Genomic DNA, 22,064 nt, shown 5'->3' with positions numbered 1-22,064 from the left:
GAGATATAACTTCAAGCATAAGGCATGAAAGAAAAAATAGGATTAAGAAAATTATTAAAAAGACACTTTTTACTTTATTATATCTTAGTGCTATTGCATTAATAACATATCTTATATTGAATAATTAAGAATATCTATCGAGTTTAAATTTTTCACCAAGATACAATTTTCTTACATCACTATCTTCTGCAAGGTCGTGAGCAGAACCTTCTTTAAATATTTTTCCATTAATTAAAATATAAGCTCTATCAACAATACTTAATGTTTCATGTACATTATGGTCAGTTATTAAAATCCCAATTCCTTTATGTTTAAGATTAGCAACAATATTCATTATATCTTCTACTGCAATTGGATCAATACCAGCAAAAGGTTCATCAAGTAAAATAAATTTTGGATTTGTTGCTAATGCTCTTGCAATTTCTGTTCTTCTTCTTTCACCTCCACTAAGCTGGTAACCAAGAGTTTTCCTGACATGTGTTATTCCTAATTCTTCAAGTAATTTTTCTAACTTATCTTTTCTTTCCTGTTGAGAAATATCAAGTGTTTGTAAAATAGCCATTATATTATCTTCTACACTTAGTCTACGAAAAATTGATGCTTCCTGTGGTAAATAACCTATTCCTCTATTAGCACGTTTATACATGGGTTCATGTGTTATTTCTGTATTATTCAAAAATACTTTTCCGCCATCAGGTTTAATCATTCCAACAATCATATAAAATGTTGTAGTTTTACCTGCACCATTAGGTCCCAGTAATCCCACCACTTCTCCCTGCTGGACAGAGATTGAGACTTCGTTTACTACTGTTCTTTTTTTATAAATTTTTACCAGCTTTTCACTTTTTAGTATTAAATCATTTTCCATTTACCACATCTAAAAGTTGGTTAATTAAAAAATATTTGCCATTCAATAAATCTTCCTTTTGCGGTCTTGAATTTATAATTATAAATGTTGGAAGCGTAAATTCTTTTTCTTTTCCTTCTACTAATTTTTCTGGATAATATTCAGTATTTGGATTACCATAATACATAACTTTTTCGACATTATTTTCTTCATCAAAAAGAATAATAGATTTTTCTGCACTTGATTTTGCCAGTCCATTAGGTTGACCATCTTCGTATAAATAATAAATACTAAGTACATTGCCATTAACTTCTGTTCTTTTCAATCTATTATTACTAAATATTAAATTAATATTATTTCCTGATATTTGATCAAAACGAAAATCGTACTTTTCATTTTTAGAAATTATAGAAGCATTAGAATTTATATTCATCTTTTCAATTCTATTATCTTTTAGCGAAATATAAATTGTATCTCCAATAAATTGTGTATTTTGATTCCATAAAACTGGAGCTATTTTATCTTCATCTCTTTTATGTGAATAAAGTAGTTGATCTTTTTGATAATAAATTGAATAATTATTAATTGATGCAAATTCGCCACGAACAATCTTCACCGAATCTTTTGCTATTAATCTTTTTGTGCTATCTCCATAGGCTTCCATCATTTTAGCAGTAATTATAAGTGTATCAAGTTTATTTGCATCTGTGGTATCAATTTTAATAAGTAAAGGATTTCCAGTAATTCTTGAATAATTTTCATTATGATAATCTTCGAGTTTATTTCCAGAAATTAAAAGATTATTTGATGGATCTATTATCTTTATATTTTTATAAGCGTAAGTAATTTTTTCATTTCTTAGATGAATTAATGAATCAGCATAAATAATTGCAGCAGTATCTTTTACAACAACATTACCTACAGCTATAGCTTTGTCTTCATTATCATAATAAGTTAATGTATCCGTGGTTAGAACAGAAATTGAATCATTCAATCTTACATTTTCATAAAAATATGCTTTTTTCTCATCAAAATAATAAAAGCTATTTTTTGCTTTAAGATGTATGTGACCATCAAAATAAGTTACTCCAGATTTTGAGTATGCAATCTTTGAATTACCATTATAAAATCCTAAATCCGTATAAATTGTAATACTATCCTGAGTAACAATTACATTTCCAAATAATTCTGCTATGTTTCTTGTAATATTGTGAATTGCTTTTAAGCAAGTAATCTTAACACTTCCCTGCGTCATAATAACATTTCCGTGAACTTCACGAATTGATTCGCCATTAATTTTTTTACCAACAAGGCTATCTCCAAATACACGAATTATATTATCTTCCTGTGCGACAATGTTAATTGAAATGATTAAGAATATTATAAAATATTTTATTTTCACTTTTTCCTATTATTAGTTAAAACTGCTGAATAAGTTATATGATAAATAACATAATTATTCAAATGTTGATCTGATTCAAATCCATATCCTTCAATAATTTCGTCTTTTGATTTAATAGACACAAATTTATCCGATAGAATTTTCTGATCTTTATTTCTCCACATTAATTCATCTGTACTTAAAACCGTTCCACTATCATTTACTGCTACAACACTATCCATTGCAAACATATCCAAGGTTGTATCATCTACCTTACCAAATTTTGCAGTTAATGTAGTTACTTTTTGTTGATTGTTGTTATAGAAGTCAACTTTTATACCTTCCAGTAAGGTTACTTTTTGAAGTTCATATTTTTTTAAGTGATTTGCATAAAGGATAGCTTTGAGTTTTCCATCTCTACTAAAAATTACTTTTGAATTCCAGCTTTCATGAATTGGAATTTCACCTTCAACAGGACTATTTTCAATTTTGGGCTTAACTTTTTCTTCTTTGCATGCAACTAAAAGTAAGATTATAAAAAAATAGAAAAATATTTTCATCTGGATTGAAGTCCCAATTTAACAAGGTCGTGAAGATGGATAATTCCTTCGGGTTTGTTATGTTCATCAACGACTATTAAAGAAGTTATTTTATAATTTTCCATTTGCTGAATTGCAAAAGATGCCAGTTTATCTTTAGTAATTGTTTTTGGTTTTTTTGTCATCACATCACCTGCAGTAAGATTCTTAATATCCATAGTTTTCTCAAGTAGTCTTCTTAAATCGCCATCAGTAATTATTCCAGTTAAAATGCCTTCGTTATTGACTACACATGTTGTTCCAAGTCTCTTTGAAGTAATTTCGTAGATTGTATCTTTAAGAGAAGTCGATTCATTAACAATAGGAATATCTTTTCCTGTAATCATAATTTCTTCGATACGAAGTGAAAGTCTTTTACCAAGACTACCACCAGGATGAAGCATAGCAAAATCTTTTTCTGTAAAACCTCGTAATTCAAGTAATGCCATTGCAAGTGCATCGCCCATAACCAATGCAGCAGTGGTTGAAGCAGTTGGTGCAAGGTCATATGGACAGGCTTCTTCTTTAACATTTATATTCAAAACAATATCACATTCCTTAGCTAATTTTGAATCAAGAGTTCCAAGCATTCCAATTAATGTTACATTGATTCTTTTAAACATTGGAATTAATCTCAACAATTCTTCTGTATCACCACTTTTCGAAATAATAATTACTATATCATCTTTACGAACCATTCCAAGATCGCCATGAAGAGCATCTGTGGGATGCATAAAAATAGCTGCTGTACCTGTAGAATTTAGAGTTGCTACAATTTTTCTTGCAATTAATCCAGACTTTCCCATTCCAGTAAATACGACTCTTCCCTTAGAATTATAAATCACTTTCACTGCTTTAACAAATTCTCCATCAATACTATTCATCAAATTAAAGATTGCATTTCCTTCTATTTTAATTACTTCTTTCCCTTTTTCAATTATTTGTTCTTCTGACATAATTAACTTTGATTTTAATTTGTAATTAATTTTTTGCCATATCAATGAGATTCATTATTTCTGTAAAAATTTCATTATAACCATTACTATTTATAATTAAGTCTACTTCTCTTTTTACTTCGCGTTTTGCTGTTTTAGGAGCTGCAGATAAACCACACTTTTTAATTAAAGGAATATCAAGTATCCCATCGCCAATAAAAAAAACATTATTACAGTTTAATTTTTTTTCAGCTAATATTTTTTCAGCTGCTGTTACTTTATCCAAAGAAGAACTTAAAATTGTACAATTTGATATTTGTTTTAATCGTTCTATTAATTCATCTTCTGGTCGAGCAGTAATTATTGCAATGTTGATATTTCTTTTTTGAAAATCCTCTACTGCTTTTTCGATAGAACTAACTAATTGACTTATAATATTTTCATCTAAATTTGCTTGAGTTAATAATACTCCTTCTAAATCAAAAATAATTAAGCGAATCTCTTTAATTTTATTAATTATCTCCTTATTCATTTTTTACCAATTCATCAATTTTTTTTACTGTAATTAGAAGATTATATAATTTATCTAAAGGAAATTGACTTGCTGCATCGCTTAAAGCTTTATCTGGATCTGGATGGACTTCAAGAAATAAGCCTGCTATACCAACTGCAACTGCTGCTTTCGATAAAGCAGGAATAAATTTTCTTTCGCCACCACTTACTCCACCTTGACTTGGTATTTGAACTGCATGTGTAGCATCCATAATAACTGGATATCCAGTTTCTTTCATTATCTCGAGACTTCTCATATCTACAACTAAGTTATGATATCCGAATGTTGTACCTCTTTCTGTGAACATAATTTTTTTATTGCCTGTTGTTTCAATTTTATCTGCAACATATCGCATATCATCAGGAGCGAGAAACTGACCTTTCTTAATATTAACTGCTTTGCCTGTTCTGCCTGCAGCTAAAAGTAAATCTGTTTGTCTGCATAAAAATGCAGGAATCTGAACAACATCTACAATTTGAGAAACTACATTAATTTCACTTTCTGAATGAACATCAGTTAAAACAGGTAAGGAAAATTCTTTTTTAACCTTTTCAAGAATTTTGAGTGCCTCGTCAAATTTAAGACCAATAAAAGATTTAATGCTGGTTCTGTTTGCTTTTTTATAACTTGATTTAAAGATATATTGAATTCCCAATTCTTCTGTAATTTTTTTAATTACTTCTGCAGTATGAAGTGTAATGTATTCATTCTCAATAACACATGGTCCTGCTATCAAAACAAGAGGTAATTTATTGTCAATTTTTATGTTATCAATTAGAAGCATAAATTTTATTGCCCGAATAGATCTACCTGTTCATTAAATTTTTTTCTTTTTTTATTAAATCTTGAATAAGCCAAATCCGTTGCTTCTCTGCCACGTGGAGTTCTTTTAATAAATCCCTGTTGAATTAAAAAAGGTTCATACACTTCTTCAATAGTACCTGCATCTTCGTTAACTGCAACTGAAATTGTATTTATCCCAACAGGTCCACCATTAAATTTTTCAATGATTGTTAGAATTATTTCTTTATCCATTTCATCAAGTCCATATTCATCAACTTCGAGAGCCTTAAGAGCTTTTTTTGCAATCTCAAGATCGATAACTTTTTTATCATCATAATCTGCAAAATCACGTGTTCTTCTAAGTAATCTATTAGCAATTCTTGGTGTACCGCGAGAACGTTTTGCAATTTCTTCTGCAGCCAGTTCATCGATTTCGATGTTAAGAATTTTTGCAGATCTAATTATAATTTTTTTTATTAAATCACTTTCGTAATAATCTAATCTTGCTTTAATTCCAAATCGATCTCTCAAAGGAGAAGTTAATAAACCAGCTCTTGTAGTTGCCCCAATTAAAGTATACCTTGGAAGTTTAATTTGAACCGTACGTGCATTTGGACCACTATCAATCATTATATCAAGTTTGAAATCTTCCATTGCAGAGTATAGATATTCTTCTACTACTGGACTGAGTCGATGTATTTCATCAATAAATAGAACAGACTTTTCTTCTAAGTTAGTAAGAATACCAGCAAGGTCACCAGGTTTTTCAAGAACTGGTCCAGATGTAACTTTAATTTTAACTCCCAATTCATTAGCGATGATATGAGCAAGAGTTGTTTTGCCCAATCCAGGAGGCCCAGTTAATAAAACATGGTCGAGACTCTCATTTCTTTTTTTTGCTGCACCTATAAAGACTTTAAGATTATCAGTAATTTTTGTTTGTCCTGTAAACTCATCAAAAGTTTTAGGGCGTAAAGATTGTTCTATTTTTTTATCTTCTTCTGTTATTAATGGCGATAAGTTTTCAGAACGTTTCTTCAATTTTACTCCACATCAATTTTCTAAAAGAATTCTGTTTTTCCAGTAGCTTTTAATTTTTTCTATAGCAATTACCATTAATATCATTAAAATTATCATCATAATAGCGGCAAGAATAGATAAAGAGATACTCATTGATTTAGCAAAAACTAAATTCAAACCTGGTATCCATGCACTACCATATAAAATTATAACATGCACTGCATAGATTACAAGTGTATGTCTACCTACCCATTTTACTAAATTCGGGATTGTTTTTAATTCAATTGCAAGATAGGACATTAAACAATTCAATAAAATTACTCCACCAAGTCTTAAGCTAATAACAAAAAGATTATCTGTAACAATGTTTTTATTATTAAAAAATATCATTTCAATCAATTCAATTAAATAGGCAAATGCCCAGAACAGTAATCCTATGATAAGTAAATTTCTGCTAAATACTTTTTTTGTAAATATATCTGGATTATTAGCAAGATAATTTCCTAATATAGCTCCACTAATCACATAACCTGCCCAGGGGAAAAAAGGAAATAACGAACCAGTTTTATGAAAAAAATATGCAGCTAAAGGAAGTGGTAAAAAGTGATGCCAATTAATTTGTTCAGTAATATTAAACATCAAAAAGAAAAATAGTGCACCCACTGAATAAATAATATAATCTTTAACTCTAATTCTTTCAGAGATATATGTAAGAATAAGAATAAATAATAATCCAAAACCAATTAAATGAAGTGCATCTACTACAAAAAAAGTTAACCATTGTTCTCTGGTTACCAGACTAAAATCAATTAATGAATAAGAAGGATATCGCAACAAATAACCAATTACTATCAGCATCAAAAATCTTTTAAAACCTTTTACAACTCGTGGATTTTCCACAAAAGGAACTTTATATGATTTTAATAAGTAAGTAAAAACAGCTCCAGAAGAAAACATAAAAATTGGTGCTGTAAACCCTCTTATAGTAAACCAGATGCTATATAATATAGAGTCAAAAGTTCTATAATCGTCAGATAGAAATGTGTCAATAGTATGACCCTGAACCATCATTAATACAGCAAATGCACGCATCAAATCAATAAATATCACTCTTTTAGGTGTAAATTGTTGCATTGAATTCCATTGACAAATTTTTTGATATTAAAAATAAAGAAAGATTATTATTTAATAAAATAAGATACTTGATTTTAGCCGTAAAATTATCAATTCAAAAAATCTAATTATCGCTTATTATTAGATTTTAAATACTTTTCATAAAATTTTCTGGCAATATCAAGGTCTTTAGGTGTGTCAACCGAGAGTGTATCATATTCAGTTACTACAATTTTTATTTTAATTCCGTGCTCTAACATTCTAAGTTGTTCGAGCTTTTCAATTTTTTCGAGGTCTGTTGGCTTCAATGATGTAAATTTCATTAAAGTTTCTTTTCTAAATACATACAAGCCGATGTGTTTATAAATTTCACCTGTTTCAATTCTTTCGAGATTAGTTTTTGCATCGCGAACATAAGGGATGGGAGAACGAGAGAAATACAAGGCATAATTATTATAATCAAAAACAACTTTAACAACAGAAGGTGATTTTAATTCGTCAACACTTGTAATTCTTTTAACAAGAGTAGAGACATTAACTTTTTTATCAAATAATAAAGGTTCAATTGCTTCGTCTATCATTTTACCGTTTATGAAAGGTTCGTCACCTTGAATATTAACTACAATATCTGCTTCTGGTAATTCTTTAGCAACCAGTGCTATTCTATCAGAACCAGATGCAATATTTTTGGGAGTCATATAAACTTCTGCACCAAAATCTTTAACAACTTCAAAAACTTTTTCATCATCAACTGCTATTACAACTTTTTCAAGTAGTTTAGATTTTCTTGCATTCTCCCAGGTATGTTGAATCATTGGTTTACCACCAATATCTGCAAGAGGTTTTCCCATTAATCTTGTAGATGCAAATCTTGCTGGAATAATTCCTACAATCATGGTATTTGATTATTTATTAATTACTTTTGGCACTTTAAAAAATTCTTCTGTACTCGAGGGAGCATTTTTTAATGCCTCTTCTCTATCAATTGATGGCTTCAGAATATCTTCACGAAAAACATTTACATTTTCGATTGGATGTGAGAGTGGCTCAACATTGTCTGTATTTAATTCATTAAGTTTTTCAACATAATTTAAGATCTCATTTAATTCATGAGTAAAATTTTCTAATTCATCATCGTTGAATCTTAATCGAGCTAATTTTGCTATGTATTCAACATCTTTTTTTGTAACTGACATTTTTTATCTCCTAAAATGAACTAAAATTATTGCTATTAAAACTTCCTGTTATTTCTGAACGTTCACCTGTATAAGGATTGTTTTTAATTCTTATTGTTAGTATATGATTATTATTACCACGTTTTGGGCTTTTATATGTTAATACATAAAAACTATTTGCATAGCTAATTATTGATTCCTGAATTTTAGTAAACTGATTTTCTAATTCATTAATATTAGTTATAGTATAAAAACCTGCATTACCAATTGCTCTCAAAATTTCAGGTTGAATTTCATTTCCCAAGCCAATTGTAAAAACTATTTTGTTATGTATTGCGTTTAGAGCTTCTGCTAAAGTATTTGATCCCTGAGTATCTCTTCCATCTGTAAAAATTATCATCATACCCTGAATAATTTCATCTATAGAAAATTTATCATTCCATAAAGAAGCTCCCTTAATTATAGCTCCATAAAGATTAGTTGTTGCATAACCCAATTGATATCTTTGCAATGCATTCATTAATGAATCTTTGTTATCTGTAAATTCACTTAATACTTCTGGATGATCAGAAAATTGATAAATAGTTACTTCTTGCTGAGGTACAATTTTATCAATAAACGACCTTGCTGCATTTCTGATATCGTCTAAATTATTTTGTAAGCTTGTACTATTATCAAGCATTAAAACAGTTTTTAATTTATAAGGTACTGCTTCTCTTTTACGTATTTCGAGTTGTGATTCTGTTTGTGATATAGGCTCACCATCTTCTAATACTTCAAAGTCATTTTGAGTAAGTGTACTTACACCTTTTCCATTTAAATCAACAACCTGAAACATCACATGAACATAACTTGGCAACTGAGTTTCTACCTTATAAAGATTCATCGCATATCCATTCAAAGTCGGATATGATTGTTTTAAAGTAGTAAAGCTCCAGATCGGTCCTTCGACTTTAGTACCATCATCAAATTTTGCAATAACCTTCCAGTAATATGTAGTATTATAATCTAAATTTGTCACAACTAAAGTTTTTGTAGATATATCATTAGCAATTAAAATACGAGGAGGATTTACTTTATCTAAATAAACATCATACTTGATTGCACCAGTACTTTCCCATTGCAATGTAATTACGAGTGGCTGGTCTACAGATTTGTCTACAGGTTTAGGATTACCAGGTATTGATTTATTTACTTGAGTTTCTGATTCAGTTTCAGTAGGTGGAGTACTTTCAAAAGTACATTGTACGAGCATTAAAATAAATATAATTGGAATATTTTTCTTAATTAAACGAAGCATTATTATATACGCACTTTACATTCATTACACAAATATAATTATAAAATTATTTTGTAAAAGATATATTTTGATGAATAACTCATTATTATAAATATCAGACCAACTCAATTTAAATTATTCAGTGCAGCTATACGATTCTTAATAGAAGGATGACTATAGAAAAACCATTCAACTAAAGGATGTGGTTCTTTATCTCCAAGATTTTGTTCTGTCAGTTTTTCTAATGTGTTAATAAAAACTTCTTTTTTATTCGTAACTAAAACTGCATATTTATCTGCTTCGTATTCAAATTTACGAGATATTGAATTTGATAATGGAGTAAGTATAAGTCCAACTATACTCCCCCACAGAACTAAAAGAGGCAAAGCAGAAATTTGTAAAATTGAGCTAAAACCAAACCAGCTCAAAGTTATTTCATAAAGTTTAGCAATAAGATAAAAAGTGAGAAAACTAAATAGAGTACCAATTATAATATTTTTAAAAATATGTTTCTTTTTATAATGACCCATTTCATGAGCAATAACAGTCTCAATTTCATCATTTGAAAAATTATCAAGCAATGTATCACCAAGCAAAATTCTTTTTGTCTTTCCCAGACCAGTAAATGCTGCATTTCCTTTCTTTGTATTTTTACTCATATCGAATTTAAAAACATTTTCTACTTTTAAATTAGCAAGTTCTCCAAGTTTTATTATTCTTTGTTTTAAATCTTCGTTATCGATTGGTGTAATTTTATAAAACAATGGTAATATTAAAACAGGTAAAATCTGAGCAAGGATTACAGAAAATAGAAACATTATAATTCCAAATGGTAACCACCATAACGTACTAAACTTATTAAGTACAAAATAAAATATCATTAATAATGGTAGACCTATTGATAAGCCTACCAGTCCTTCTTTTACATTTTCCCATAGCCATCTATTAAATGTTTGATTGGATAATTTATACTTATGTTCTAATATAAATTCAGAATAAAAGTCAACAGGAAAGAAAATTATGGTTGAAATAATTCCAAGTATAAATGTATAAGCTAATAACACAAGGTAGTTATTTGTAAAAAATGCTCTTATAAAATTTTCCAGTTGTTTACTATATCCATAATACACAAACAGGAATAGAAGTAAAAAAGAAATAATTCCTTTAGTTATACTTATAGTTAATTTTATATTATTATATTTTTTTGCCTGGTTACTCATACTTTTCCCTGAAATATTTATTCATACTAAATTTTTTCAAATACTTTATCTGGTAACCAGCCAACTTTTCCATCAGCCAAACGAATTTTAGACCAATTATTAACATGGTCTTCAACAATAAATTTTATCCCTTCGTGAATTACAAAAGCATCATTACTTCTGTAATCTGGAGCTACTTTTACAGTATAAGATGGTTCCAATAAGATACCATAATTTCTGGTTTTTTCGTAATTATAACGAGATATTAAAATAGCTGAAGTAAAAAGAAAGATTACTATTGAAATTATTCCTGTGTAATAAGCAAATTTTTGCAGGCTAACTTTTCTTGATAGTAAATAAATTCCAATACAACTTAGCAACAAAATATAAAAAACAATTGTTAGCAAAGCCCAATTATTTAATGAAAGAGATGTTATCAATATTTCCCACCATTGAACAATAAATAATTTTGGTAATTCAGTAATTCTATCAACAGTTCTTGCATTTGCAATTTTTAAATTATAATTCACATCTTCATCTCCAGGAGATAGTTTGAGTGCTTTTTCATAATTTAGAATTGCATATCCAAGTTTTCCTAATCGGAAATATGAATTACCAAGATTATAATACAATGCTGAACTTTCATAACCTTGAGATAATATTTTCTTATAGGTGTCAATAGCTTCTTCATATTTTTGTTCTTGATAATATTTATTCCCTAATCTCATCAAATAATCAGGAGATTGAGCATAAGTCTTTTCAATATTGATTAATAATAGAATCATTAAATAAAGGTATAAATTCAATTTACCAATCATTTCCTTTTCTCCAGAATTGAATCAATATCAATAATTATTCTAACAGCGTCTTCATACAGTTGATTAGCAGATACAGAATTCAAACCCGAAGGAGCAAAACGTACATATTCACACGTTTCGGAAATATTTCTTACCTGATTTATAAGTTGTTCGGATACCGAGTTTTCATAAAGTTTCTGGATAGCTTTTTCTAAAGTAAATTCAGATTTCTGAATACCCAATTTATCTTCAAGATAACCATATAAAGCAAGAGATAATTCTGCATAAAATTCAGAAAGATTATTTTTATCAAGTGCCTGTTTTGCTACTTTAAGTCTTTTCTTGGCTGCTTTTTCTGCCTTTTGATATTTCAACAATTGTACATTGCTATATAATTTTTCCTGTTTTCTTTTAATCCCCACTGCAACAATTAATGCAATCAAAGGTAGAGTTAATGATATCCAGAACCAAGGTTGAATTAGTGTACGATCTTTTTTCTTTTCTAATTTAAAATCAGAAATTTTAATGTAACGAATATCTTCATTGAGTAACTCTACATCTTCTTTTGAAAAACTACCTGCCAGAGGTTCATATTCACCAAGACCTTTAGTTACATTAATTTTAAAAGCAGGAGAACTTAATGTAACATATTTACCTGTTGCAGGATTAAAGTAAGAAAATTCAACAGGTGGAATTTCTTTTTCACCAGAAGTTCTTGGAACGATCAAGTATTCAACAATTTTTTGTCCAGATATAATTGAGCCTTTATTTATATTATCATAAACCTTGGGTTCATATTTTTCAAAACCTGGAGGTAATTTTATTTCTGGTAGTTTTAATAATTTTATATTACCAGAACCAGAAACAGTCATTCTAAGTGTGATACTTTCATTAGTCTTTACATTTTTTTTATCGATATCAACTTTGAAATTAAAATTTCCAACTGCACCATTAAAAGAAGGTGGGACATTATTTGAGGGTAAAGGTTCTACCTGTATTTTTAATGTATTTGATTTAGCCAAATATTCTATTGTTTCTGTTCTACCAAAGAATGAATCACCAAAGAATTCATCAAAAATGTCGTTACTTGTTCTTCTCTTTTTAATAATGACCGGAATATTTAACTCAAAAGGTGTTACACTTAGAGTACCGGTCTTAGTTGGAAAAAGTGCCACTTTTTTAATTGTTGCAACTCGATATCGTTCACCTTTATACATTCCAATATTGAAACTAATTGTTTGTGACGGTTCAATTTCTTCTGCCCAGAATCCTTGATATTGAGGTAATTTTGTTATTTGTGGAGAAGCAATATTTAATTTAGTATAAAGTTTATATGTAACTGTAATTTGCTCACCAATGTATGCACGAGTTTTACTTGCTTCTGCTACAATAAAAACATTTTTAGATAAGTCATCAGTAATCCCATTGCTTTCTTTTTTTTGCTGTGGAGTTCCTTTAACTACAGTAATTTTTATTGGATTTGTTCTATAAGTTCTACCATTATAATTAATTGATGCAGAACCAATTGTGAATTCACCTGTACCTGTGGGTTGAAGTATATAAGAAAAAGTCAAAGAAGCTGAAACTTTATTATTGATTATCTGCATACTTGTAGATTGATTGGGGCCACTTAATACACGAAATCCTTGAAATGCAGGTGGCTTAAAATTACTGAGACCATTAATATCATTTCCATTAAATGTAAAATAAACTTGAAACTGCTCATATTGACCCACAGTTGTTTTATCCACTGTAGCAACAAACTCTTGAGCAAATGTATTTATAAATAATCCAGCTAAAAATATAATAACCATTACTATAAATTTTTTCATGTTATCATTCATAAATCATTACCTCACATTTATCATTTAAATAAATAGAAACTAGATTTACCAATCTTTATCAACCGCTGATGCACGACCTTTTATTTTTCTTAATTTTTTCTGTAAGTCCTGTTCATTATTCTTCAAAGCTTCAAGAATTCTTTCTGCTTCTTCTTTTGATATTTGATTTTTTTGTTGTTGCTGCTGATTTTGTTTTTGATTTTCTTTCGATCGATCTTGCTTATCCTGATTATTTTGATTTTGTTGATTCTGATTATTCTTATCCTGCTTATTCTGATCTTTATTCTGTTTTTGTTGATTCTGATTTTGATTCAAATATTTCAATGCATACGATAAATTATATTTAGTATCAAGATCATCAGGATTTAACTTCAAAGCATTTTTATAAGCTTCAATACTTTCTTTATATCGCTGAGATTTTAAGAATGAATTTCCAATATTATGATAAACTTTTGATTTATTTATTTTATCTTTTGTAAATGATAATGCATTTTTATAAGCTTGAATAGCTTCGTCATATCTTCCCTGTTTATAATATGCATCGCCAAGATTAAAGTGACCTTCAAATAAATCAGATTTTTTTTCTAAACCTTTTTTGAAATTAACCTCGGCATCTGCAAACTTTTTGTTTTTATATAATTCGACTCCTTCGTTAATTAAATTCCTGTAGCTCTGTGCAAAACTTATTGATGTGGATATCAATAACAATGTATATATAATTCTCAATTTCATTTTTCATCCTCTCTAAATTTTCTATATCTTATCATCCATAAAGACTTATTAGATGTTATAAAAAAGTCAACTATCAATAATATAATTGCAGGAAATAAGAAATAATAAAATCGATCTTCATACTCAGTAATTCTTTTTGAACCAAATTCGCTTTTCTCAATTTTCGCCAGATCATTATAAATTGCATCCAGTTCATCTTCTGTATTAGTTCCTCTATAATATTTACCATTACATTTTGAAGTAATTTCACGAAGAATATTTTCGTCAAGTTTTGTTAAAACTATATTACCCTGATTATCTTTCTTATATCCAATTTTATTACCATTATCGTAAATAGGAATTGGTGTACCTGCAGGTGAACCTAATCCTATAGCATAGATAACAATCCCTTTCGAATTTGCTTCTTCTATAGCAGCATCTATATCGCCTTCATGATCTTCTCCATCAGTTATAATTACAATAGCTTTTTTTGTATTGGTATCATATCTAAAAGATTTTAATGCTAATTGAATAGCTGATGCAATAGCAGTACCTGGTTGTGGTACTGAATTTACATCAACCGCATTCAAAAATAAATTTGCTGCAGAATAATCTGAAGTTAATGGTATTTGCACATATGCATCACCAGCAAACACAATTAATCCAATTCTATCACCTTTTAATCTTTGTATTAATTTTGATATTTCATATTTAGCTTTCTCAAGACGACTTGGTTTAATATCTTCTGCCAGCATACTTTTAGATACATCGAGCAAAATATAAACATCTATTCCAATTTGTTTTACTTCTTCTATTTTAGTTCCAATCTGGGGCTTTGCAAGTGCAATTAATATTAGTAATAAAGAAACTATAAATAAGCTGAATTTTATATGAGATTTTGTTTTACTTCTAAAAGGGAATAAAATATTGTGAAGTTTTGTATCTGCAAACTTTTCTAAAATATTATCTAAATTTTTCTGAAGATAAATGTAAATGACTATTAAAAACGGAATAATAAACAACGCATACAAAAATTCAACATTAACAAATCTTATCATAAAATGATCCTGTCAATTTATGGCAATTTTTTAAGATAAAATTTTGATAAACCAAATTCAGCAAATAACAATAACAATCCAGCCAGTGCCCAACCAAAATACAATTCTTTTGCATGTCGATATGAAGTAACTTCTACTCTGGTTTTTTCCAGTTTATCTATTTCTTCATATATCTCAATAAGTTTTCTATTATTCGTTGCTCTAAAATATTTACCACCTGTTATATTTGATATCTGTCTAAGTAAATTTTCATCAATTTCAACTGGCACCATCTGATATCTAATTCCAAAAGGAGTTTGAAATGGATATGGAGCATCTCCAATAGTTCCAACACCAACAGTGTAAATCCTGATACCATATTTTTGTGCAATTTGAGCTGCAGTAATTGGATCAATTTCGCCAGCATTATTCACACCATCTGTTAAAAGTATCATCACCTTACTTTTTGCCTGACTATCTTTCAGTCTATTCACTCCATTTGCAATTGCATTACCGATTGCGGTTCCATCTTCTATCATTCCACTATGAATTTCAGAAAGTAAATTTCTCAGTACTGAATAATCAATTGTAAGAGGACATTGAGTAAAACTTTCTCCAGCAAAAATTACTAAGCCAATTTTATCTGAAGTTCTTCCTTTGATAAAATCATCAATAACTTTTTTAGCAGCTTCAAGACGGTTAGGTTTAAAATCTTCAGCAAGCATACTGCCAGATATATCAAGAACCATTGCAATATCAATTCCTTCAGTATAAATATTTTCACCTGTAGAAAAAGTTTGAGGACGTGCGAAAGCAATTATAAGTAAAGCCAGAGCAATTATTCTTAAAATTACAGGAACATGAATTAGTTTTTCCTTAAAACTCTTTGGTATATCACTAAATAATTTTAATGAAGAATAAATAGACGATGGAGTAATTTCATTATGTTTTTTCCAGTACCAATAAAACATAACTGGAAGTAATATTAAAAAGAATAAAGCCCATGAATTAGCAAACTCTATATCACCGAACATCGCCTTCCTCTTCTAATTTCACTTCTATCTTAGGGATTGTATCTTTAACTATTTGATAAGCCTGTTTCATCATCTCTTCGTTAACACTGGGCATTGGTTGAAATTTAGCAAACTTCACCATATCTGCATTATTAAAAAATTCATTTGATAAATCAACTATATTTTTACCCTCTTCGATATAACTTAAACATGCTAATATTTCTGACGAAGTCATTTCAAGTGCTCTGAAATTAAATCTCTCTTCAAAATATCTTCTAATAATTTCTGTTATTTCTGAATGATATTCTTTAATAAAACCTTGCTGCCACAATTTTTTTTCTTCAAGTTTTCTTAATTCATTAAGAGCAACTTCATGTGGTGGAATTTTAATTTCTGGCTCTGCAGATACACGGGAAAGTTTTTTCTTTTTATAGTATTTATATATAAAATAACCTGCAAGAACAAGTATGATAACAAGAATTAACAATAAAATTATTATTAATATATTCAACGGGATTTTTAATGGATCTTTAATATCACGTATATCTTTCCTTGGCTCAACTGGTAAAGTGCTAACAGTAATTGTAACTGGATTAACTAAGAGAGAATATTTTGTAGTATCATTCCCTATCTGATAATAAATTTTATATCCAGGTATTGTAACTTCAGCAGAATCATACTTTGAAAAAATATAGGTGTAATTTTCAATTATTTTATTGTCTTCTTCTTTTTTTGTTGGTTTTAATGATTGAATAAATTCAAGATTCTTGATTGTATCTTTAATGGATGGGATTAATATTTTAAAATTTTTATCGTATTTGATATTAAGATTATACTTTATGTAATCTCCAACTTTATAACTTGTTGTATCTGTATAAGCAGTAACAGAGATTTTTTGAGCATATAAAGAAGAGAATATTAAGAACCATAAACAAAAACCAAGAGTATTTATAAATCTATTTTTAATCATAATTGCTCAAAATAATTTTAGAATAAATCATAGTTCATAAAAAGAGAAGCACAGAAAAATTTATTTGTAAATATGAGTTCATCAATATCTCCGTTCTCTCATTCTAAAGAAATCTACAAGAGGCTTAACATAAGATTTTCCTGTTTTGATTTCGATTGAATCGAGTCTTGAGCTAATAAATATAGATTTACGATAATCATTAATTCTTCTTAAAGTTTCATTAAAATGAACTATAAAATTTTTATCACTTGTATCAATGTAACGATGTTCACCAGTTTCTGGGTCAATAAACTTAATTAAACCAAAATTAGATATTTCTTCTTCGCGTTTATCTTTAATTATTATGCCAATTAAATCATGTTTTTTGCCAACAATTCTTAATATTTTTTCGTAACCAATATCCAGGAAATCAGAGATTACAAATGCAATTGCTCTTTTTTTAATTGCATGGTTAAAATATTCAAGTGCAGCTTTTAAGTTTGTCTGTTTATATTGTAATTTTTCATTATCCATGTAATTAAATGAAAGCACCTCACGAATAATTCTGAGGGCATGAGTAGTCCCTTTTTTAGGGGGAATAAATTTCTCGATTTTATCTGTAAATAAAATCAAACCAACTTTGTCATTATTTTTTAATGCAGAAAATGCTAAAATTGCACTTAACTCTGCAGCAACCTGTAGTTTTGTTTTATCTGATGTACCAAACATTAAAGAGCCACTCATATCAACAAGTAACATTACAGTTAGTTCTCGTTCTTCTTCAAATATTTTTACATAGGGATGACCAAAACGTGCAGTAACATTCCAATCAATATTTCTAATATCATCGCCAATCTGATATTCTCGAACTTCAGAAAATTCCATTCCTCTGCCTTTGAATACAGAGTGATATTCTCCAGAAAAAACTTCATTAACCAATCCGCGTGTGCGAATTTCAATCTGTTTAACTTGTTTTAATAATTCTTTAGTTATCATGATTCAATCAAGGCACTTCGATTGTGTTTAATATTTTTGATATGATTTTTTCGGAAGTAATATCTTCTGCTTCGGCTTCATATGTAACAGCTATTCTATGACGCAATACATCTGCACAAATAGAACGAACATCTTCTGGAATAACATAACCACGTCTTCTAATAAATGCCATAGCTCGAGCACCAAGAGCTAAATTAATTGTTGCACGTGGTGATGCACCATAACTAATTAAATCAGTTAATTCATTCAATCCATATTCCTTGGGATTACGGGTAGCAAATACAATATCAAGAATGTATTTCTCAATTTTCTCATCCATGTAAATTTCGTTTACTAATTTTCTAGCACGAAGAATATCTTCAGGTTTAATTACCTGTTTTACTTCTGGTAAACCATCAACTGAATTTAATTTCATAATTTTCAATTCTTCTTCTCGAGTAGGATAAGTAATTTTAACTTTGAGCATAAAACGATCAACCTGTGCTTCGGGGAGTGGATATGTACCTTCCTGTTCTATTGGATTTTGAGTTGCAAGTACAAGAAATGGTTCTTCCAGTTTAAAAGTTGTATCACCTATTGTCACCTGACGTTCTTGCATTGCTTCAAGTAATGCACTCTGAACTTTTGCTGGTGCACGATTTATTTCATCTGCTAATATAAAGTTTGCAAAGATAGGTCCCTTTTTAATTGTAAAATTTCCATCTTTCTGATTATAAATTAAAGTACCAATTAAATCTGCAGGAAGAAGGTCGGGTGTAAATTGAATTCTCTGGAACTTTGCTTTCATCGAAGCAGCTAATGTTTTAATTGCTAAAGTTTTCGCTAAACCAGGAACGCCTTCAAGTAAGATGTGGCCATTACTTAATAAGCCAATTACAAGTCGTTCGAGCATCTGTTTCTGGCCAACAATAATTTTACTTATTTCATTAAAAAGGATGTCAATAAATTGACTTTCATTACGAATTTTTTCGTTTAATGCAGTTATATCCAATTTACCACCTCATTAGTTTTGAGAATCGTTTGCTTTTACAAAAAGGTTTTTATAATTGTTTCGTAATTAGAAAAATTTTTTAGCTCAATAAATAAATATAATAAATTTAGCTTGCATTATATTTCATTCTATTATTCTAACAGCTGCAAATTTTAGATAAACAGTTTCTTCCATTGATGGTAAAAAAGGATGATCAAGTGAAGCATTATTAAAATAGAAAATATGTATTTTCTTTTTAGCTTTATTTGCAGCTTTATTTATGACATCAATAAACATTTCTTCTTTAAGATGATGTGAACAGGATGATGTAAATAAAATCCCATCATTATTCAATACACTCATTGCCAAGCGATTTAGTTTTTCATAACCTTTAATTGCATTGGGTAAACTTTTTTTATTTTTTGCAAAAGCAGGAGGGTCAACAATTACAATATCATATTTTTCATTACTGGAAATACATGATTCTAAAAAATTAAAAACATCCGCATCAACAAACTTTGCTTCGCATGAAAAATTATTTAATTTAAAATTATACTCAGCGTTTTCAATTTCCTTTTTTGATGAATCTACAAATGTAATGGATTTTGCCCCCTTTTTAGCGGCATTCAGTCCAAAACCACCGGCATTACAAAAACAATCAAGAACTTTTTTATCTTTACAAAAATTACTTGCAAATATTCTATTATCACATTGATCAAAATAAAATCCAGTTTTATGAGAAGATTTAAAATCTATTCTGTATTTAACTTCTCCATCCGAAATTATTTCTTCTGACATTTCACCTTTAAATATTTTATCTTCAATTGGAAGACCTTCCAGTTGTCTGAAATATTCTTCATTTTTTGTAAAAATATTTTTTGCATCTAATTTTTTTTCGAGAATATCAAGAATCAGTTCAATATTTTTCTCCATTCCTACAGAATAAATTTGTAGTACATATGTATAATTGTATTTATCTATAATTAAACCGGGCATTGAATCACTTTCACTGAAGATAAGACGAAATGAATTACGATCGGGATAACAATATTTTCTAAAATTATAAGCAGACAAAATCCTTTGCTCAAATAATTTTTTCAGATCAAATTCTTTTTCTCGAGAAATAATTCGGACAGAAATCAATGAATGTTTATTATAAAATCCTTTTGCTATAAAATTATTTTGTGAATTATAAACATTAACTAAATCACCATCCAAAGGTTCACCTTCCACTTTCGCAATCTCGTTACTAAAAATCCATAAATGCCCTTTTTTAATTCTTCGATCTTCATTCTTTTTTAATATTATATCTGCCATTTTTATTTTTTTTATTTGTAAAAATAAATAAATAACATCATTAATTAGCATTAAGTAAGTTATTTTATAATAAAACTTTCATAAATTTCTATTAAAGAATCTCACAATAATTTACTATGAAGTTAGAAGAACAGCTAAAAAAATATTTTGGATACAATTCATTTAAAGGTCTTCAAAAAGAAATAATTACTAGATTGGTAGAAGAAAGGAAACATGCTCTGGTTATTATGCCAACAGGTGGAGGAAAGTCACTATGCTATCAACTTCCAGCTTTAATTTTTGATGGCGGTACTATTGTTATAAGTCCTCTTATTGCATTAATGCAGGATCAGGTAGATACATTAAAAAAGAAAAATATTCCAGCTGATTTTATTAATTCAACTGTAAGCAGCGAACAACGCAGAGAAAGATTAATAAAATTTATAAAGGGTGAAATAAAAATTTTATATGTAACTCCTGAAAGATTTAAGATAAAAGAGTTTACCGACTCAATTAAAAATGCCAATGTTTCACTTCTTGCAATCGACGAAGCACATTGTATTTCTGAATGGGGTCATGATTTCAGACCTGATTATTCAAGAATGAAAGAAATAAGAGAAATTCTAAAAAATCCTTTAACTATTGCTTTAACTGCTACAGCAACTCCTGATGTTCAGGATGATATTATATCAAAATTGGGAATCGATAAAAAAGAGATTAAAATATTTCATGAAGGAATAAAACGACCCAATTTAAGACTGGAAGCTGTTGAAGTATTTGATGAAAAAGAAACATTAAACAAAATCATAAAAGTATTAGAAAATTATCAGAAACCTGGAATAATTTATTTCACACTTATTAAAACACTTGAAAAATATTCACAATTGCTTAAAGACAGAGGATTTAATCATGGAATATATCACGGTAAATTAAGTCCTAAAACAAGAAAAGAAGTTCAGAGAGAGTTTCTAAATGACAAACAAAAATTAATATTAGCAACAAATGCATTTGGAATGGGAATAGATAAACCTGATATACGATTTGTTATTCATGCAGAAGTTCCTTCTTCAATAGAATCTTATTATCAAGAAATTGGAAGAGCAGGACGTGATGGTAAAGACTCTTTATGTTTATTAATATATAACCAGAACGATCTTTATACTCAGATGGAATTTATAAAATGGGCAAATCCAGATGCAGATTATTATTCACGTCTATATAATCTTTTATTAAATAATATTGATGAAATAAATTCATACGGAATAGAATACATAAGAGAACACCTAAGTTACAAAGACAAAAATGATTTTCGAGTTGAAACTGCATTAGGAATTCTGGAAAGATATGGTGTAATAGAAGGTTCACCTGAAGAAAAAAATTTAAAAGTAATCAGCAAATTACCTCCACAATTAGAAGATGACGAGTATCTAAAAGCAAAATTTATTAATGATAATAAAAAATTACTTTCTGTTGTAAATTACTTCAGAACAAAAAAATGCAGAAGAATTTTTATTTCTGAATATTTCGGTTTTTATGATGAATCTAATTGTGGTAATTGCGACATATGTGAACCTTCATAATCATATTA

Annotated in this window: 22 protein-coding genes; 1 reads left to right on the top strand and 21 read right to left on the bottom strand. The window is 28.7% G+C overall.

Translation table 11 applies throughout. From position 1 onward, the window contains the following. Window positions 1-124: 124 nt before the first annotated feature. The 21 genes from lptB to VJY38_RS07260 form a co-directional block, all read right to left on the bottom strand. Window positions 125-868 carry an LPS export ABC transporter ATP-binding protein gene (gene lptB / locus VJY38_RS07360; RefSeq protein ID WP_353680047.1) on the bottom strand — a complete coding sequence of 248 codons (744 nt, stop codon included), beginning with the start codon at window positions 866-868 and terminating at the stop codon, window positions 125-127. Then, entirely contained in the window at window positions 858-2,249 is a 1,392-nt protein-coding gene (locus tag VJY38_RS07355) for an OstA-like protein (protein ID WP_353680046.1), read from the bottom strand. Before VJY38_RS07355 ends, lptB begins: the two co-directional genes overlap by 11 nt. Next, window positions 2,246-2,788 carry an LPS export ABC transporter periplasmic protein LptC gene (lptC, locus tag VJY38_RS07350; RefSeq protein WP_353680045.1) on the bottom strand — a complete coding sequence of 181 codons (543 nt, stop codon included), beginning with the start codon at window positions 2,786-2,788 and terminating at the stop codon, window positions 2,246-2,248. The genes VJY38_RS07355 and lptC overlap by 4 nt, the downstream gene beginning before the upstream one ends. Continuing rightward, complete coding sequence (locus VJY38_RS07345; protein ID WP_353680044.1) at window positions 2,785-3,762, bottom strand: KpsF/GutQ family sugar-phosphate isomerase; 978 nt, start codon at window positions 3,760-3,762, stop codon at window positions 2,785-2,787. The genes lptC and VJY38_RS07345 overlap by 4 nt, the downstream gene beginning before the upstream one ends. Window positions 3,763-3,787: 25 nt before the next feature. Beyond that, window positions 3,788-4,273: an HAD hydrolase family protein gene (locus VJY38_RS07340; protein WP_353680043.1), complete on the bottom strand. Its 486-nt coding sequence runs from the start codon at window positions 4,271-4,273 to the stop codon at window positions 3,788-3,790. Next, window positions 4,266-5,078, bottom strand: coding sequence for a 3-deoxy-8-phosphooctulonate synthase (kdsA, locus tag VJY38_RS07335; protein ID WP_353680042.1), 813 nt, complete (start codon window positions 5,076-5,078; stop codon window positions 4,266-4,268). Before kdsA ends, VJY38_RS07340 begins: the two co-directional genes overlap by 8 nt. Before the next feature lie 5 nt (window positions 5,079-5,083). Continuing rightward, a complete protein-coding gene (gene ruvB, locus VJY38_RS07330; protein WP_353680041.1) occupies window positions 5,084-6,118 on the bottom strand; it encodes a Holliday junction branch migration DNA helicase RuvB in 1,035 nt (344 codons plus the stop codon). A gap of 12 nt (window positions 6,119-6,130) precedes the next feature. Next, entirely contained in the window at window positions 6,131-7,231 is a 1,101-nt protein-coding gene (locus VJY38_RS07325; protein ID WP_353680040.1) for a heparan-alpha-glucosaminide N-acetyltransferase domain-containing protein, read from the bottom strand. Window positions 7,232-7,338: 107 nt separating this feature from the next. Beyond that, window positions 7,339-8,106: a 3-deoxy-manno-octulosonate cytidylyltransferase gene (kdsB, locus tag VJY38_RS07320; RefSeq protein ID WP_353680039.1), complete on the bottom strand. Its 768-nt coding sequence runs from the start codon at window positions 8,104-8,106 to the stop codon at window positions 7,339-7,341. 9 nt (window positions 8,107-8,115) lie between these two features. Continuing rightward, window positions 8,116-8,406: an Asp-tRNA(Asn)/Glu-tRNA(Gln) amidotransferase subunit GatC gene (gatC, locus tag VJY38_RS07315; RefSeq protein WP_353680038.1), complete on the bottom strand. Its 291-nt coding sequence runs from the start codon at window positions 8,404-8,406 to the stop codon at window positions 8,116-8,118. Window positions 8,407-8,416: 10 nt separating this feature from the next. Beyond that, entirely contained in the window at window positions 8,417-9,685 is a 1,269-nt protein-coding gene (locus tag VJY38_RS07310) for a VWA domain-containing protein (protein ID WP_353680037.1), read from the bottom strand. A gap of 104 nt (window positions 9,686-9,789) precedes the next feature. Continuing rightward, window positions 9,790-10,884, bottom strand: coding sequence for a M48 family metallopeptidase (locus VJY38_RS07305; RefSeq protein ID WP_353680036.1), 1,095 nt, complete (start codon window positions 10,882-10,884; stop codon window positions 9,790-9,792). Between the two features lie 26 nt (window positions 10,885-10,910). After that, a complete protein-coding gene (locus VJY38_RS07300; protein ID WP_353680035.1) occupies window positions 10,911-11,681 on the bottom strand; it encodes a tetratricopeptide repeat protein in 771 nt (256 codons plus the stop codon). Further along, window positions 11,678-13,492 carry a BatD family protein gene (locus VJY38_RS07295; protein ID WP_353680034.1) on the bottom strand — a complete coding sequence of 605 codons (1,815 nt, stop codon included), beginning with the start codon at window positions 13,490-13,492 and terminating at the stop codon, window positions 11,678-11,680. The genes VJY38_RS07300 and VJY38_RS07295 overlap by 4 nt, the downstream gene beginning before the upstream one ends. A gap of 57 nt (window positions 13,493-13,549) precedes the next feature. Further along, a complete protein-coding gene (locus tag VJY38_RS07290; RefSeq protein WP_353680033.1) occupies window positions 13,550-14,236 on the bottom strand; it encodes a tetratricopeptide repeat protein in 687 nt (228 codons plus the stop codon). Further along, a complete protein-coding gene (locus tag VJY38_RS07285) occupies window positions 14,233-15,273 on the bottom strand; it encodes a VWA domain-containing protein (protein WP_353680032.1) in 1,041 nt (346 codons plus the stop codon). Before VJY38_RS07285 ends, VJY38_RS07290 begins: the two co-directional genes overlap by 4 nt. Window positions 15,274-15,290: 17 nt before the next feature. Continuing rightward, window positions 15,291-16,274 carry a vWA domain-containing protein gene (locus tag VJY38_RS07280; protein ID WP_434968567.1) on the bottom strand — a complete coding sequence of 328 codons (984 nt, stop codon included), beginning with the start codon at window positions 16,272-16,274 and terminating at the stop codon, window positions 15,291-15,293. Between the two features lies 1 nt (window position 16,275). Further along, window positions 16,276-17,235 (bottom strand): hypothetical protein, encoded by a 960-nt coding sequence (locus VJY38_RS07275; protein WP_353680030.1) that lies wholly within the window; start codon window positions 17,233-17,235, stop codon window positions 16,276-16,278. An 81-nt stretch (window positions 17,236-17,316) separates the two neighbouring features. Continuing rightward, window positions 17,317-18,210, bottom strand: coding sequence for a DUF58 domain-containing protein (locus tag VJY38_RS07270; RefSeq protein WP_353680029.1), 894 nt, complete (start codon window positions 18,208-18,210; stop codon window positions 17,317-17,319). A gap of 7 nt (window positions 18,211-18,217) precedes the next feature. Next, window positions 18,218-19,201, bottom strand: coding sequence for an AAA family ATPase (locus VJY38_RS07265; protein WP_353680028.1), 984 nt, complete (start codon window positions 19,199-19,201; stop codon window positions 18,218-18,220). Between the two features lie 123 nt (window positions 19,202-19,324). After that, entirely contained in the window at window positions 19,325-20,497 is a 1,173-nt protein-coding gene (locus VJY38_RS07260) for a class I SAM-dependent rRNA methyltransferase (protein ID WP_353680027.1), read from the bottom strand. Between the two features lie 116 nt (window positions 20,498-20,613). On the opposite strand from VJY38_RS07260, the gene VJY38_RS07255 reads away from it, so the two are divergent. Then, window positions 20,614-22,056: a RecQ family ATP-dependent DNA helicase gene (locus VJY38_RS07255; protein ID WP_353680026.1), complete on the top strand. Its 1,443-nt coding sequence runs from the start codon at window positions 20,614-20,616 to the stop codon at window positions 22,054-22,056. Window positions 22,057-22,064: the final 8 nt, after the last annotated feature.

This window comes from Rosettibacter firmus (assembly GCF_036860695.1).
GTDB classification, from domain to species: domain Bacteria; phylum Bacteroidota; class Ignavibacteria; order Ignavibacteriales; family Melioribacteraceae; genus Rosettibacter; species Rosettibacter firmus.
This window is presented reverse-complemented; position numbering and strand designations above follow the sequence as displayed.